At 52.9% G+C, this 15,990-nt stretch carries 17 protein-coding genes; 2 read left to right on the top strand and 15 right to left on the bottom strand.

From position 1 onward, the window contains the following. Nucleotides 1–68: 68 nt before the first annotated feature. From KQX66_RS04185 to KQX66_RS04165, 5 genes are all read right to left on the bottom strand, one after another. Nucleotides 69–470, bottom strand: coding sequence for a DUF4280 domain-containing protein (locus tag KQX66_RS04185; protein ID WP_216790112.1), 402 nt, complete (start codon nt 468–470; stop codon nt 69–71). A 172-nt stretch (nt 471–642) separates the two neighbouring features. Next, the gene (locus KQX66_RS04180; protein ID WP_216790109.1) at nt 643–1,134 is read right to left on the bottom strand and encodes an imm11 family protein; all 492 of its coding nucleotides are present in this window, start codon (nt 1,132–1,134) and stop codon (nt 643–645) included. Between the two features lie 27 nt (nt 1,135–1,161). Continuing rightward, nucleotides 1,162–2,292, bottom strand: coding sequence for a pentapeptide repeat-containing protein (locus tag KQX66_RS04175; RefSeq protein ID WP_216790107.1), 1,131 nt, complete (start codon nt 2,290–2,292; stop codon nt 1,162–1,164). Nucleotides 2,293–2,340: 48 nt separating this feature from the next. After that, a complete protein-coding gene (locus tag KQX66_RS04170) occupies nt 2,341–3,816 on the bottom strand; it encodes a hypothetical protein (protein WP_216790104.1) in 1,476 nt (491 codons plus the stop codon). Nucleotides 3,817–3,818: 2 nt separating this feature from the next. Continuing rightward, a complete protein-coding gene (locus KQX66_RS04165; RefSeq protein ID WP_216790102.1) occupies nt 3,819–4,451 on the bottom strand; it encodes a hypothetical protein in 633 nt (210 codons plus the stop codon). Nucleotides 4,452–4,879: 428 nt separating this feature from the next. Here KQX66_RS04165 and KQX66_RS04160 point away from each other — a divergent pair, with 428 nt between their 5' ends. Together KQX66_RS04160 and KQX66_RS04155 are read left to right on the top strand one after the other, a co-directional pair. Further along, on the top strand, nt 4,880–5,362 hold the full coding sequence (locus KQX66_RS04160) for a nitroreductase (RefSeq protein WP_216790099.1): 483 nt from the start codon (nt 4,880–4,882) through the stop codon (nt 5,360–5,362). A 290-nt stretch (nt 5,363–5,652) separates the two neighbouring features. After that, nucleotides 5,653–6,156: a fascin domain-containing protein gene (locus KQX66_RS04155; RefSeq protein ID WP_216790096.1), complete on the top strand. Its 504-nt coding sequence runs from the start codon at nt 5,653–5,655 to the stop codon at nt 6,154–6,156. 95 nt (nt 6,157–6,251) lie between these two features. On the opposite strand, the gene KQX66_RS38665 is transcribed toward KQX66_RS04155, so the two are convergent. The 10 genes from KQX66_RS38665 to KQX66_RS04110 all read right to left on the bottom strand — a co-directional run bounded on the left by KQX66_RS38665 (nt 6,252) and on the right by KQX66_RS04110 (nt 15,932). Beyond that, nucleotides 6,252–6,911 (bottom strand): hypothetical protein, encoded by a 660-nt coding sequence (locus KQX66_RS38665; RefSeq protein WP_438804168.1) that lies wholly within the window; start codon nt 6,909–6,911, stop codon nt 6,252–6,254. Nucleotides 6,912–7,011: 100 nt separating this feature from the next. Further along, on the bottom strand, nt 7,012–7,092 hold the full coding sequence (locus KQX66_RS38660) for a helix-turn-helix domain-containing protein (protein WP_438804170.1): 81 nt from the start codon (nt 7,090–7,092) through the stop codon (nt 7,012–7,014). Nucleotides 7,093–7,317: 225 nt separating this feature from the next. Then, nucleotides 7,318–8,505 carry a 2OG-Fe(II) oxygenase gene (locus KQX66_RS04145; protein WP_216790093.1) on the bottom strand — a complete coding sequence of 396 codons (1,188 nt, stop codon included), beginning with the start codon at nt 8,503–8,505 and terminating at the stop codon, nt 7,318–7,320. A 173-nt stretch (nt 8,506–8,678) separates the two neighbouring features. Next, nucleotides 8,679–9,188, bottom strand: coding sequence for a DUF4358 domain-containing protein (locus tag KQX66_RS04140; protein ID WP_216790091.1), 510 nt, complete (start codon nt 9,186–9,188; stop codon nt 8,679–8,681). A 23-nt stretch (nt 9,189–9,211) separates the two neighbouring features. Further along, nucleotides 9,212–10,360 (bottom strand): DHHW family protein, encoded by a 1,149-nt coding sequence (locus tag KQX66_RS04135; protein WP_216790089.1) that lies wholly within the window; start codon nt 10,358–10,360, stop codon nt 9,212–9,214. A 17-nt stretch (nt 10,361–10,377) separates the two neighbouring features. Beyond that, nucleotides 10,378–11,784, bottom strand: coding sequence for an MBOAT family O-acyltransferase (locus tag KQX66_RS04130; RefSeq protein ID WP_216790087.1), 1,407 nt, complete (start codon nt 11,782–11,784; stop codon nt 10,378–10,380). Between the two features lie 27 nt (nt 11,785–11,811). Next, nucleotides 11,812–12,480: a GDSL-type esterase/lipase family protein gene (locus tag KQX66_RS04125; RefSeq protein ID WP_216790484.1), complete on the bottom strand. Its 669-nt coding sequence runs from the start codon at nt 12,478–12,480 to the stop codon at nt 11,812–11,814. Nucleotides 12,481–12,515: 35 nt separating this feature from the next. Continuing rightward, nucleotides 12,516–13,304, bottom strand: coding sequence for a polysaccharide deacetylase family protein (locus KQX66_RS04120; RefSeq protein ID WP_216790084.1), 789 nt, complete (start codon nt 13,302–13,304; stop codon nt 12,516–12,518). Nucleotides 13,305–13,422: 118 nt separating this feature from the next. Beyond that, entirely contained in the window at nt 13,423–15,246 is a 1,824-nt protein-coding gene (locus KQX66_RS04115) for a sensor histidine kinase (protein ID WP_216790082.1), read from the bottom strand. Beyond that, a complete protein-coding gene (locus KQX66_RS04110; protein ID WP_216790079.1) occupies nt 15,243–15,932 on the bottom strand; it encodes a response regulator transcription factor in 690 nt (229 codons plus the stop codon). Before KQX66_RS04110 ends, KQX66_RS04115 begins: the two co-directional genes overlap by 4 nt. Nucleotides 15,933–15,990 lie beyond the last annotated feature (58 nt).

The raw sequence follows: 15,990 nt of genomic DNA, 5'->3' as shown, positions 1-15,990 counted from the left end.
CCCTCAAATCTGTTGCAAGTAAAAGATGGCTTAAAGCTCAGTAAACCCCAACTACCTCCAGACGGAAGCTATTCTTTCTTCTGGCCGTCATCGGCGATATAGATGACCCCGTTCGCATGCTTCATGCACATGATGTAGGAGTCGCTGGTTAATACAGGTTTGCCGTCGATGAGCACGTCCGCTTTCCCGTTCATCCACTCCATGTTCACCTGCGGCTCGCACGGCGCGCCCAGCGCTTCGCATACGCCGAAGGTCGCCGGAATATTGACGACGGGCTTGCTGTCCGCGACATTCATGAGCGGCTGCCCCTGAATATATGCGCCATGACACGTTGGCAGATTGAGCAGATTCGGATTACTGCCGCATTCGCACTCCAACATCGCTCCCCTTACGACATAGCTGGCTTCCTGCCCCGCCGGTGCTTCAACGGAAGGACCCGCGGGTTTTATGAACGATCTAACACTAGGCATTTATTTCCCTCCTCAAGGCTTTGCTTCAGCAAAACTTAGAGTGTTGGGAAAGTGGTTTTGACTGGAATAGAGATACATATGGAAGTAGATCCCCCACCCCCCTCGTGCATTCTAGCACCTCAATCTGGCCACTTTCCTAACAAGCTCAAGGCTTTGCTTTAGCAACGCTCTCCTAATCCAACTCCACCGGGATCAAATGAAGCCCCGTAAACGTTCGTCGGAGCAAGCTTTCCGCGATGTCCAGCCGGACGATCAGCACATCTTCCTGCAAGCCCGCCACGCGAAAAATGCGCTCCCGCCGCACTTTCGGGGCCTCCAGCACCAAGCGTCGGCAAGTCCCGCCAGCGTCCACCTGCGTCTTCCCGGACAAACAATCCAGCTCGCCCGGCTCCATAAACCAGTAAATGTCTTGACGCTGCGTGCTGCGTCCGGTCACGATAGCCGATTGAAACCGCAGCCGGTCGTCGTATTTTTCAAGCAGCGCTTTCAGCCGATCCGATACGAGTCGGCGCGGATGGTCGATGAAGTCGAGGTAAACCGGCTTGTCCCCGTCCTCTTTCACAAACACGATGTTCCGCTCCTTAATCTCCATATCCCGGCTAACTTGCTCCAGCCTCAAGCCGTCGATGAACCGCTTGTCCTGCTGCAAACGAAAATAGTACATGCCCGCTCTGTCCTCCCCGGCATCGGTCTAGCTCCGAACCTCAACCAACCGCCCCGTTTCGTCTTCCTCCATCCAGCGCACCTGCCGCTTCTGCTCCTCGCTAAGCGCGAATTTGGCCGCCTCCTGCTGGATGATCTTGGCTCCCCGCAGATTAGCCCCGCGAAAATCCGCATGCTCCAAGTCCGCAAACATCAGGTTCGCCCCTTGCAGATTCGCTCCGGCAAAGCTGACGCCGAAGGTGCCCATGACCTGCCCTTCATGAATAAGCGGCTCGCCGCCGACGGCTTCCTGAAAATTCGCCCCCTGCAGGTCGCAATGGCTGAAGTTAGCTTCATACAGCACGCTTTGGTTTAGGTCGACGTCCCGCATGCGGCTGCCGCTGAAATCGCCCCCTAAGCAGACGCTTTTGTTCAAGCGGCTTCCCGTCAAATTCGAGCCGGTCAGATGGCTGTAAGCGACATCGGCTCCTTCGTAGCGGCCGCCGCTCAAGTCGAGTTCACGCCAGTCCTGATAGCGGTGTAGCGTGCCGTCCTGCCGTTCCAGCGAAGCCCGGATCGCCACCGCATCCTTTTCCTCGCGCACTTCTACCCATACGTCCTCGCTCAGATCGAGGTACTCGCCCGCGCGAATGCGGAACGTATCGGCCCGCTGGATTCGTTGAAACTCCGGCAGCTCCACAATACGCGAAGCGGCCGCCCGGACGAGGCTGACGACATAATGGCCGGCGATGGACACGTCTTCCATCCAGACGCGGTCGCTTTCCAGCGGCAAAATATCAGCGCCGTGGCTTTTGCGCGCTTCGTCTATTTTTCTCCGGTACACATCCAAATGATCATAAAGCCAAGGCAGCTCATGTAGTTCCATGCAAGCCGACCGGTCCAAATACCAAGTATCGTCGTACGCTTCCAGACTGCACATGAGCTTTCCTTGTCCAAGCCACGAGCGCAAATAAGAGACGTGGATATAGGCTATCGGACGCTTGCCACCGGTTTCTTGCATCGCATGAATGCGCAGGCAAAGCTTGCGGAACGGCTCAATCCACTCCCGCATGCGGGCTTCGGCCTGTTCCCGGACCTCCGCGCCTATGCGCTTGATCAACGCCTCCTGCTGCGGCGCGACCTCCTGCGTCAGCCATCGTTCTAACGGTTCCTGCTGCAATCGTTTCTCCTCCCCGGCGTTTGTCCGCTTGCGCAAGCGGGCGCTTCGTTAGTTGTTATGAACCTGGGTACCTTTCACATCGACGCGGTCTTCCAGCACGACGGAGCTGGCCTTGCAGGTCAATTCGATTTTTTCCTGAGCGGAAATCGTTATTTTTTTCGAGGTCATCGTCACTTCCTCGGTCGCTTTCACCGTTACGTTTTTGCTGCTGACAATCGAGATGCCGTCCGCATCGCTGAGCGTGATCGACACGCCGTCGCCCGTGATGAGAATGTAGTCGGGCGCGAGCACGATCATTTTGCCGTTCTTGGTCTTGATCGTCTTGATGCTCGGGTCTTCCATCGGATCGCTCCCGCCGCCAGACGCCCCCGACGCTCCACCTCCTCCCGCCGCACCACCGCCTGCGCCTCCCGCCTCGGGCTTCGGCTTCGGCACGGAGCTGATCGCAATCGCGTCCTCTTCCTTGTGCGTCGGAAAATAAATGCGCACATCGTCCCCATTCTCGGGCATGCAATACCAGCCGGCATTGTCCTCGGAAGCATAGATCGTCGAGTAAGGGAACCAGAACGCTTTGCCCGCGTCCTGCGCCGGATCGATGTTTAAATGCGCTTTGATTTTGTCCTTGGTCACCGCAATGACCTTCCCCTGTAGCGACGCCCCGACGATCGCCATGTTGTACTGCTTCCGCACGCTCAGACCCGGACGCGTGGTCAACAAATACTTATATTTCAGAAGTCCGTCGAGCATGCTCACCCGAACTTCATAGACAACGAGCCGCTGCCGGTCAAACGTCACTTCCATGCCGATCTCGAACACTTGATCGGTTTCCACTTCATAAAAGATACAATCGCTTTCGCTTAACTCCGGTATCAACCCTTGCACCGACTGCTGGTACAGCTCCATCCGTTTGTGCACGCGGTAATGATATGCGTTCACTTCTCCTTTGAAGCCGAGGTCCGGAACGCCGAAATGGACTCTCGGGGTGTCGAAGGCAACGGCAGGCACCAGCCCGGTGTGGAAATGGGAAGCTAACCGTTTCAGCAGCTCCCAGTCCGTCTCCCGGTACTGCAGAACGACCCGGCCGATCGCTGTGCCGTTCGAGGCCGCATCCATCACGTCTGCGCCGTCATAGTCCTGCACGACCTTGTCCACCAGCTGCGAATAGGCCATTCCCACGTCCTGAAATGTGCGGTCCTTGCGTGTCACATCGAACTGATACGACAGTGACACGGCTTCCAGCTCCAGCTGGTAAACGTCCCGCACCTGATGGATTTGCATGTTCATAATCATGCCTTGAAACAGGTGGATTTTCCCGCCCTGCTCGGTCTTTTGGGTAACGGCGATATTCGTCCGGGCATGGTTCATTTCCATGTAGCTGGCTTTCAGCTCTTCCGGGACGATACCGGTCAAGCGAAGCGTGGCATGCTCGTTGATTTGCTTGACGATCGCCAGCTCCTGGATCGATTCGAACGTAAAAGGCGTCACTTCCAGATCCTGATAAGTCGCATAAGACCGTTCTGCCACCCTTACTCCTCTCCTTCCCGATTCGGATTGATTTGGAGGGCGTCCATGATGCCGTGGGCAATCGGTCGCCACTGCTCCGTATATTTCTCCATGCAGTTCAAGCCAAAAAAGACGCCTTTTCCATCCAGCTCAATGAAAAAGATGCCGTTATACATGACCCCGTCCAGCACCGGCACGGAAAATTCGTAAAAGCCCATCTTGCGGTGTCCGACCTCGCGGACGCCTTCGCCGATCCATTTGGCATTCGGCTGCATCCGCCGGATCATAAAGCTGAGATCCTTGACGAACGTGTCCATTTCGTCGTTCACCATCCGGTTGGCCGTCGGATTGACGGTCAGGTTAATTTCCAGCGTCGGGTCAGTATAGATCAGCTTCGGCCGGCGGTCGGCCGGATATTTGATTCTGGCGTAATCCTCGGGCATAGGCTCGAAGGAATCCGGCACAAACATGAACACTTGTCCGGGGATCACTTCCGTTCTGGAAAACGTGATCGTCTCGTCGCCCAGCGCAAGCTCGCCCGCTTGAATCGCCCGGCTAACGTTCTCTGCCGCCAATGCCGCCTTCAGCGCCGCCTGCCGTTCTTCCTGCTCCTGCTTGCCTATCAGCTCAAGCCACTGCTCGTCCATATGCTTCATCGTTCAGCCTGCCTTCCGTTCCGTCTCCATGCTGCGCGGAATCTTTGATTTTTCTGCAAATTCATTCCAGATTACACTTTTCATTGTATATCGGATAGAACGATTGATATTTTTAGATATTTTTAGTAGTTTTTCCATAAGTGTGTTAATACTCACAATTTTGAGGCCACAGCCGGCAGCCAAAACAAAACAAGCAGCTCGTCCTCCATAGAGGCTCGCTGCTTGCTTTAAGATTTGTGAATATCACTCTAGCTGCGGGCACCGAATACATTTGCTGGAACGGACCTTGTTCGTGTGCGACCGGGGGAGGACGCTTATCGCCCCGGCCAACAGTGAGCCGCATTCCGCAGGAATAATCGGTCGCCGCAAGTAATACGATGGCTACAGGAAGACGGACTTTATGCACATGGTACAGGAGGTAGGCGCTTATGCTGAATTTTTCGCAAATTTTCATCGAAGGAATGCTGCTGTCCGTATTTTTTTGCATCGTTATTGTAGGGATGTTGGTTTACAACCCGCGGCTGCTGTTAAACGATTATCCCCAAAGCATCCGGCTCTCCGTCCCCCCGAAAACGTCGAAAGAAGCGAAACTGTCCAAAGCGATCGGGGCGCCGTTTGCTGCGCTGCTCATGATCGCTCCATTCATCTCCACACTGTACAGCGACGAGATCTCCTTTCTGGTTGCTTTTTTGCATCCGTTTCTGGTGTTTACCGTCGTCAGCCTGGTAGATCTGGTCGTTCTTGATTGGCTTATGTTTTGCTTTATTACACCGGATTTTTTAGTGATTCCGGGAACAAAAGGTATGAAGGACTATAAAAATTACCGGTTTCATTTTATTGCTTTTCTGAAAGGGACCGTGGTATACGCTGTCTTATGTATCATCGTGGCGGGCATTCGCATGCTGATCTGATAAGCGCCTTCGCGGACATGATCTGCCGCCATTTCATAAAGATTGCCGCGCCTCCGACCTTTTGTGCCAGGGGGCTGGCAATCTTTTTTATTTCGTAGTTCTAACCATTGGATTTAATAACATATATTGTAATAATTTACATCAAAAGGAGGTGAATGAGGTGGTACGGATTGTTCCGCGCAAGGATCGTCTGAGGACGACGGGTTTTTACCCTTAACTCCAAGAGCACGGCACGAAGCGCGAAGAAGTCAATAAAACGAATAAAAAAGAACCAAAAGGAGAGTTACCATATGAAAATGTTATTGAAAAAAGTTCCGCTTTTCCTGTTCGCTATCGTTATGGCGTTGTCCTTCTCGCTCGCTGCAAGCGCGGCTCCGTCAGCCGATCAAGCCGCTGCGGCGCCTGTCGTCAGCTTCCAGTCGGCGAATGGATCGTGGATTAAAGTCAATGGAGACGGCAGCGTAACGGCAAACGCAAGCTCGGCGGATCAAGCGGCCAAATTTGATCTGATTCCGGTGGACGCGCAGTATTTCGCTTTAAAATCCCGTACCAACGGCAAATTTGTTTCCTTCAAGGCTGACGGCACCGTAGTGGCGAACGCCGCTTCGATCGGCACGACTGAAAAAGTAACCATCACCTATGTCGTCAACACGCCTCAAGAAAAAGCGATTCAGGCCAAAGCTTTAAGCAACGGCAAATATGTCAGCGCCGTGAACGGCGGTGGCGGAAAAGTCGTCGTTAACGTTGCCGTACCGTCCAAATTCGAAACATTCAAAGTGAAAAACTGGCAATAACCCGCCCCCTTGACCGTCAGTACGACGCGATGAAATAAAGAAAGGCGCCAAGAAGTCGCGAACGCGGCAGCCTTGGTGCCTTTTGCTGCTGAACATTAGAGGCTGAAATCTTCCTTCAGGCTTCCGGGCAGACCTGTTCTGACCGCCAGCCCCCAGCCAAAAAACTCGGTGTGCGCCACTTCCGCGCGAATCGTATTGAACCCGGCCTTCCATTGCACCGGGATATGGGCATGGTCGGGCCGGATTCGTCCGTCGTTGGCCGGTGGATTCCACTTCCAGCTTCCTTGATATACCTCTTCTTCATTAACCCACAGGCGAAGGCGATCGGAGAAACCGACGGTTAACAGCGACTCCGTATCTTCCGCAACAAAAATCTCGGCACAGGCTTCGACACAAAGACCCTGTTCCGCTTTATACAGTCTGTTCAAATTCAGGACGCCGTTTTCTTCTACCACCGCTTTCGTCCTTGCGGCCCCTCCGGTCGTTCGTCTTGGACATATGGCCGCGAAACGTGCCATTCCGTAACGAAATCCTCTTCGGCCGGTTGCCGAACGTTTCAGCGGATCGCAGGCAACGGCAATATTGCCGTTCGTAAACTTCATGGTGTAGCTTTGGACGGGACTGCGTTTGCTCTTGAAACGAGGCGGATCGTTTTGCTTTCGAAAGAAGCGATCAAATGCATCTGCCAGGCTGCGAACGGCGGATTGCAAAGCAATGCTGTCCGCGTCCTTGAGCCACGGCCATTCCTTTTTCAACGCTGGCAGCCCGGTTGTACAGGTCTGGTAAGACAGGCCTGCCTGTTTCTTGGAAGGTGTCGTTCCACCTTGCAAGGAAGTGGTTAAAGACAAAGCGAGCTCATCCAAACATCTGGCGGATCAGCGTCGTTTGCTCCTCCGTAGGGTAGATGCGAAAGCGAAAAGCTTTATGATGCAACATGCGAGCATTTATCTCTCCCCCTTATCGAAGAGGGTGTCTTCTCAGCCCTAACGATAAAAAAACTACCATGAGCATCCATGATAGTTCAGAGTGTTGAGAAAGTGAGCTTTTACAAAAATAGAGCTACATACGGAAGTGGGGATAGATACCCCCCCCCTCTATTGCCTTAAATAACCACTTACTCACCAAGCTCAACTATCATGAGCATCCATGATAGTTTTGGCTCTAACCGCTTGTTTTGATATGAGCGAAGCTTCCGTTAATCTGCTGCGGATCGGCAAGCAGATGCAGGCTGGGACAAGACCTCTCCACCGCTTTATGCAGCCTCATAATCTCGTCGGTCGAGTGCGGCGACAGGACGTTAAGCTTGTATGAAATATTACAAAGAGCCGCGGGAGTCAAGGCGTCTTCCGAGCTCAGCTCACCCGTGACTTCCACGTCCAGATATTGCAGGGTGATTCCTCTTGCAGCGGCAAGCGACAAAGCGACTTGGACGATCCCGCTGCCCAGCGCGCCGAGCATCATCTCCGCCGGACCGGGTCCCAGGCCGTACTGTTCCCCGGCTTCGGGGATGACATCCGTCGTAATCTGGAAGCCGCGTATTTGGATTTCCCGCTTTCCGGAGCCTCCCATCGCTACGACTTTGGCCTGCAGCTTGGACGGCTCGCCCAAGCGGGACGGCTCCTGTTTCCGGTCGGCTACAACCTCTTGCAGCTTCCTGGCTTCCATTTGTCGATCCGCTTTCGCAGGGGGCATCATCGCCGGAACGGACGGAGCTGTCTCTTGCGGATCGGAAGCCGCCTGACGAGGCTCGTACTGCGGCCGCTCCCGAAACCATAAGGTCGCGATCCATTTCTCCCCTTCTCTTAGCTCGCGCGAGCCGTGTAAAGAGAGCGGGTGGCTCTCGTTGGTACCTCGCTTGCAGGTCTCGAACACGATTAACGCGCCTTCCGAAGGCGCAATGTCCAGATTCAGCTCCGGAAAATAAGTTTCTCCTCCGGCATCGACGGTATTTAAATACAGAAGCGCCGTGTAAAGACGCTGGCCCCCTTGATCGTAGAACCGTTTGCCGTCTACCGTATTCAGATCATACGTATCGAAATGCGCTCCGAACTTGCCACCAACCCCGTATCTCGCAATTTGCAGACTTTCCGCGTAATGAAGCGGCCGGCCCACAAGGGCTGCGAGCCGTTCGGACACTTCCCGCACGAGCGGATGCGAATCATGATGAAACCAGGCAAATTCCGATTTCCGGAATTCGGAGGCGACGACTTCCTTTTCCCCGATCACCTTGGCGGGCTCCAGCTGATGTCTGGCCAATTCGATCAGCTGCCTGCATTCCGGCCCGGATACGGCTTGCTCATAGCTTGCGACAAGCGGCTCTTCATGAAAGACGACCGAAGGTTCCCTCACCGTTTCTCTCCTCCAGTGGTTTAATATGATATGCGGATAAGTATCATCCTTCATAACATATTAAAAGCCGGTGCGTGCCGTGTGGACGAATGAAAAGGCGCATGAGCCTATTCAAAAGCCTTCTCGCAACAAGCTCTGCTCCGTACGCCAAGAGAATAGCGGCCGCAGCGCGGTCAACTCCGCCCAAGAGCCTCGTCGAAAACTTGCTCGATGCGGTCGGCGTCCTTCGAGACCGCGAATAGAACAAAGCGGCCTTCTCGCTTCAAGACGTGCTTTTGGATTAAACCGTACTCCACCGGGCGGTAGTCTTTAAATTTCGCCGTCTGCGCATCGATCCTTTTCGATACGATTTGCTTGACGCGTTCCGCTTGGGCCGCATCCTTCGCTTGAATGACAGCCACTTCGTCCGCTTTCACATTCGATGCAGCCGTATACAGAACGAAGTCCTCGACTTCGTCTTCGCCGAGACGATACAGCCGCTTTAGCGTCTCCTTGTCCCGCTGCTTCAGTTCTTCCAGGTTCACTGTTTGCTTCAGGTGTTTTGCCAGTTCGCCGATCGTCACCTCGCTGCGCTCCCCCTCCGGTTTGCCGGAGCATCCTGTCATCACGGCAGCGAAAACGACCGTAATCGCCAGCAGCAGGATCAACCGCTTCCTGTTCACTTTTGTAAATAACCTTAACATCGTACTTCCCTCTCTTCTTCGGCTCATTCCGCCGGCTCGGCCAGCCGGTTCAACGACGGATCTTCAAAAAACGTATTGGCGTTATACAGAAGCAGCACGTCGCGGATTTGACGCTCTTGAATGAGCGTCTTCAAGTCGTCCTCGTAATATCTCGGATCGACGACATAAATTTCGCTGAAATGCGGTGTCAGAAAAGGAATGAGGCTGTTGGCATACGAATCCTTGACCACCAGCAATTTCGTTCCGTCGCGAAGGCCCGTCGTTATTCGTATTAACGAATGATTGCCGTCGAAAAATACCGTGTACTTGTCCTTCTTGCCGAGATTGTCCATCGCATACATGGAATCCGAGGTTCGCCCCTCTTCGACGTAGGCTACGGTGCAGCTCCCGCCCGCCTTCGGCATATAAAGCTCGATGCTGTCAGGCTCGACATGTCGGAAGCCGCTCTTCGAATACAGCGAACCGTAGAACTCGTCCGTCACTGTGCGGATCGTAAAATCCTCTTCCTTCTTCGGGGTCAGCCCCATCCGCTTGCTTAGCTCCTGATAGGCGTAGAATGCGCCTCTTGTCGTCCAATGGTGATCGGTTTTATAGTAAACGGATTGTTCCCGCTGCGCATGAAGCGCGGGATATACGTCGACAAAGCGGATATCCCGGTGGAGCGACCGCCCCGCTTGATCGAGATTCGCCAGCTCCTCGCCGGCCGGAGCGTAGTCCGGAAGCTTATCCGCAAGCACGCTGGCGGCGGTAGGTACGAGCATGACGAACGTACGCAGTCCGGGCGAAGCCTTAGCGAGCGAATGGATCGCATTTACTTTCATTTCCATATCGCCCTCTGCAGGCGGGGTAAACTTTTGAATGAGATAGCCGTCCTTCCCGAGGTAAACCCCGTTGCTCTCCTTCTTTCCCATCGCCCGGTCCGTATCGGATTTGACGCCGATCCAGAAATCTCGGGCCATAAATTGATCGGAGATATATTTCTCAAAGCCGGAAGTAAATTTTCCCGAAACGAGGCTGTGCAACGAAAGCGGCGGAAGCTGCTCCAGGCTTCGGTTTTCCGCTTCGGAGAACGATTGGCTCGGCTTGAACAAATTTACAATCAGCACGCCTCCGAGAAATAACAAGAGCAGCATAGCGATAATCGATTGCGATCGTTTACCGTACTTGTGCATAAATAAGATCACCCTCTTCAAAATCTAAAGTAGAGGAAAGGGTTGTAGGTGGCATTGACCAAATAGGCCGTTGACAGAAACAGCAAGACGAAATAGACCGCAGGAACGGCGATAACGCCTGTCTTTTGGAACCTTTCCGTAAGCCGGTTCAGAGCTTTACTCGGAAACGGAGTCGAGCATAGGGCCAATACGATTAACAAGAGCAAATTCGCCGACAACTCGTACCATGTGCGGTTATCCGCGAGGCCGTGCGCCCCGAAGCCGAACATCGTTCCGATATATGCGGTGGCTGACGACAGCTTCTCGAATTCGAAAAAGACCCAGCCGACCATCACGATCACAAGCGTATACGCATGCCCGACAAAGCCGGGTTTATTTTGCAGCCATCTTAGCAGAAACAGCTTTTCGACCGTGACGAAGAACCCGAAATATAAGCCCCAGATGACAAAATTCCAGCTTGCCCCGTGCCATAATCCGGTTAAAAACCATACGACCAGCAAATTTCGGAACTGGATCAGCGTCCCCATCCGATTGCCGCCAAGCGGAATATACACATACTCCCGGAACCAGGAGCCTAACGAAATGTGCCACCTGCGCCAAAACTCCGTGACGCTTCTGGAAATATACGGATAGTTGAAGTTTTCCATAAAATCAAACCCGAACATTTTGCCGAGGCCGCGCGCCATATCCGAATAGCCGCTGAAATCGAAATAAATTTGAAACGTGAAAGCGATGATGCCGAGCCAGGCGGAAGCCACGGTCAGCTCGTCCGCGGGCGTCGCTTTCACACTTGCCCACAGCAGCCCGATGTTGTTGGCTAGAAGCACTTTTTTGGCAAGCCCCCGGATGAACAGCGCCGCCCCTTCGCCGAACCGGTCCAACGTCACGCTCCGGTCCGTGAGCTGATGCGCTATATCGCCGTACTTGACGATCGGACCCGCAACAAGCTGCGGGAACATCGTAATATAGGCGCCGAACGACAGCAGGTTGCGCTGCGTCGGGATTTTGTCCCGGTACACGTCCACCACATAAGACATCGTCTGAAACGTATAGAACGAGATGCCGACCGGAAGCGGGAGCGCCGCCGCCTGAATCGACAAGCCGAACAGCTGATTGAGATTGTCCACGAGGAAGCCGTAATATTTGAAGAAGCCGAGAATACCCAGGTTGACGACGATGGAGCCGATGAATATCGTTCTGGCGATGCTTTTGCGGCTTCTGTACTTATCGATCAGCAGCCCGTTCGCATAGTCGAACAGCGTTGAAAAGACCATGATGACGATATAGACCGGCTCTCCCCAGGCATAAAAAACCAGACTGACGAAGAGCAGCACGGCATTGCGAAGTCCGGCAGGCGACACATAATAAACGACAAGCGTCAAAGGCAGAAACAAGAATAGAAAGATCAGACTGCTGAATACCAATGCCCGTTCACTCCTTGTCGGAAGCCCCTATTTCACTTGATCCCGCAAAAGCTTCAGCAGCTGCGTATAATATTCGGCCTTCATATGGATGCCGTCCTTATCGTGCAGGTCCGGATGAGCCGTAAAAATCGGGGATACATCGGTGTAGTCCACCTTTTCCTTGGCAGCCAGTTCCTTCAGGCCTTGATTATAATCCGCAATGTTTTTATAGCGGGGCTCGCTCTTCTCCGCTTCCGCCGTCACCGGAGTGACCGATAAAATCGTGATTTTCGCTTTCGGCAGCTTTTCCTTGATTTTACCGATCAGCTTCGCGTAGTTCGTCAGCGAAAATTGCTTGGGATTGTCCGTAGGCCACAGGAGGTCGTCCGACCCCAATTGGATGAAGACATGCTTCGGGTTTCGTCCGGCCAAGTCGTCCACATCCTCCAGGGCGAACATCGCGGTCGCCCCTGCTTTGCCCATCACGTTTTTATCATCCAGCACTCCGTGGAACGATAACCCTTCCGTGATCGAATCCCCGAGAAAGACGCTTGAGCTAAACATCGATTTATACGAAGAAGCTTCGGCGGTCGCAGCAGCCGCTTCCTTCTCACGGGTTGCAGCGGCCAGGCCCTGCTCCCGTTCTTGATTTCCGCAGGCCGCCAACGTAAATGCGATAGCTCCTGTCAGTACGATGGCCGTCATTTTGTTTACCATTTTGTTTGCCATTTCAATTCCCACTCCTTTGTGATTTACAAGCGATGATCTTTCATGAAATTCAGGTGAAAATGCTTCGTTTCGTCATAGACGGCGAACTTGTAGCCCTTTTGCTTATAAAAATCGATGATTTCAGGCAGCACTTGCAGCGTTTGCGGCTTTTCGTGCATGAGTACGACTTCCAGGTCCGCCTTCGTCTGCTTCTTGATGTTTTCGACGATCTCGCTCGGGCGGTTTTTAAGGTTCCAATCGTTCGAATCAATAGTCCAGTCCCACACCTTGATTTCCGCTTGCACAATTTGATCGCGAAGGCGCTTATCGTTTAACCCCGGCGCCGAGCCGTACGGCGGGCGCACCAAATGCGGATTCTCGCCCGTGATTTGGCGGATGAGCGACAACGTTTGCTTCATCTCCGGCACGAATTGCTTCTCATCGTACAGCTTCTTATATTGATGCGTCATGCTGTGACCGCCGACGTAGTTCCCTTCCCGCACGGCTCGTCTCACCTGATCCTGCAAATTGGCGCGTTTTAAATTGCTCCCCTGCATAAAGAAGGTCGCTTTGATGTTATTCTGCTTCAGGACGTCCAGAAATTCCCCCGTCCACTCGCTCGGGCCGTCGTCAAACGTCAAGTAGACGACTTTCCCTTGCGGCTTGCCGCCGGCAGCGGCTGCCGGTTTCGTATCCGCAGGCGCACCACTGGGCTTCGAGACCTCCTTTTCAGGAAAAGCCGTCACCTTCGACAGCCCGAAAAACAGCAGTCCTGCGGCAGCCAGTATGAAGCCCCATCTTCTTGCTCTTTTCCTGCTTCCCACTCCATCCATCTCCTCTCTCTATCGATAGATTAATAGAGTAAGATGAAGATGAAATGCAGATCGCATTCAGATGAATTAAAGAATAGCGAGTTCTGCGGACATGCAAAAAAAGTGCAGAACCGAAGTTCTACACTTTCTTATTCAGGCGGAAAAAGAACAGCACGCCGTCCGCCGTATTGGTCACGCCATAAGATACGCCATGCAGCTCCAATATTTTTTTGCAGATCGCAAGCCCCAACCCGGTTCCTCCCGTGGAACGATGACGGGAAGGCTCGGCGCGGTAAAACCGGTCCCAGATTTTTTCCAGATACTCGTCCGGGATGGAAGCCCCTTTATTTTCAATACGGACCATCACCGTATCGCGCTCTTCGACGGTCGAGACGTAAATGGATTCTCGTTCCGGCGTATGCCGAATGGCGTTGGTCAAGAAATTGACGATCACCTGTTCGATCCGGTGCTGATTGGCAATCACGATAGCCGGGGACAGCTGGAGGTGCAGCTGCAATTGCTTTTGCTCGATTTCGATCGCCAACTTCTCGCATACCTGCCCGATGACGTCATCGATCGCGAACGAATCCATCTTCATCTTATACGTCCCCGACTCGTATTTCGCCAGATCGAGCATATCGACGATGAGCAGATCCATCTTCTTCACTTCGTTCTCCATAGCGGCGAAATAGTGGTCTCGCTTGTGGCTCGCCACCCCGTCCCTCAGAATCGACAGACAGCTTTGGATCACGCTCAGCGGCGTCTTCAATTCGTGCGATACGCCGGAAATAAATTCTTTCCTCGTATGCTCCAGCTGCTTTTCTTTCTCGATATCCTGCTGAAGCTGTTCAATGTAGGAATGCAGCCGGTCGGAAAGCTCGTTAATATTGCGCGACAGGTCTCCGATCTCATCCTTGGTTGTGATCGGAATTTTTTCGGAAAAGTCCAGCTCCGCAATTTTTCTCGTCGTATGGTTGATGCGCAGCAAAGGACGGGCAATCCCGCGGGAATAATAGAACGATGCCAGCAGCACGAGCAGCAGTGTGGCGATAATGATATATACATAGTAATCCTGCATCACCCCCGCGGCCTCATCTACAGGCTGCAGTGACGTCATCGCGAAAATGTATGTGGGATTCCCTGCCGGATCTTCGATACGGTCCACGAATATTTTGTAATTCACATGGTTTTCTTCATAATTCATGATCCGATTCGGATTCGAATCGCCTTCATAGTCACCGAAAAGAAGATCCGCTTGAAAAGCTTTGACCCGTTCCAGAAACAAATGGTTCGTATAGCGCGAAATTCCCGTTCCTTCCGGTGTCTCGACTTTCGTAATCGTTCCGATAACAAGATCGGTGGGATACTTTTCACGATACTTGAACCCATTCTCGAACCGGGAGACGACTTCATACTCCTTCTTCACCAGATGCTGATTTTCCAGCCGGGCTTCCTTTCTCAGTTCGGATACATTCGGCCCCATCCGCTGCGGAAACAACCGGTTTTTCACCATGATGCCTTCTATAGTAATCGGCAGCCCCTCTTTAATAAATGGTTCAAGAAACGGAATGTCTTTACTGAAATCCTCCACATTCATGACACTGTACAGCGGGATGGTCATCGTTTTGCCGGAAAGGGCGGGTGTGTACGTAGAGCGCTCCAAGCGGACCTCCATGTAAAAATCGTCCGTATATATCAAATTGCCCATGGCATCCAATGTCGTGATCCAGGTGCTGTGCTTTCGATAGAAATCTTGCTCAAGCCTGGCCATGGCCTGTGCGTCTCCGGCATTTTTCAGGTAATCCTGTTTATAAGCTTGAAGGGCTGTCTTTACATCCTCCTCTTTTTGATACACATAAAATTGTTTAAAAAATATGGCTTGTCCGCCAAAAATGATCGTCAGAACAAGCACGCATAACGCGGTCGTCAGCAAAAACAGCTTAGATACGATGCCGATCTTCATGCGTGATCCTCGAATTTATAGCCAGAACGGACAACCGTGCTGATGCATTTGGACTTGTTCCCTAATTTGTGGCGCAGATTGCGGATGTGGCTATTGACGGTGCGTTCGTCGCCTACGAAGTCATATCCCCAAATTTTGGTAATGAGCTGTTCTCTTGTAATGACGATCCCTTTATTTTTCATTAAATACGTTAGTATTTCAAATTCGGTGTGCGTCAAATTGCAGTTCGTTCCGTCTACCGTCACGGTGCGGGAGGGAAAATGCACTGCAATGCCGTTACCGCTTTCTAACCTATCGCTTATGTCGTCCGCAGGCTCGCGAACCGTTCTGCTGTCGAGCAGCCGTTTCGCTCTGGCCAATAAAATCGGGGGACTGTACGGCTTGGTCACATAGTCATCCGCGCCCAGCTCGAATCCGAGCAGCGTATCGTCCTCATCCACCCGGGCCGTCAGCATAATGATCGGAACGTTCGAGCTCTTGCGGATGCGCCGGCATACGGACCAGCCGTCCAGCTCCGGCAGCATGATATCCAAAATAATCAAATGCACTTCGCGATCCTGAAAGAGCGACAGCGCTTCTTTCCCGTCCCCCGCTTCCAGCACGTCAAAGCCTTCGTTGATGAAATAATCCTTCATAATTTCGCGTAAAATCGGCTCGTCTTCCACGATTAATATCGTTCTCTGCATCGCATGCTCTCCCGTTGCCTTCATTGTCCCTATCATTCTATTCCCCTTCGCGCCCCAC

It is taken from the genome of Paenibacillus oleatilyticus (genome assembly GCF_018998565.1).
Taxonomy (GTDB): domain Bacteria; phylum Bacillota; class Bacilli; order Paenibacillales; family NBRC-103111; genus Paenibacillus_G; species Paenibacillus_G oleatilyticus.
This window is presented reverse-complemented; position numbering and strand designations above follow the sequence as displayed.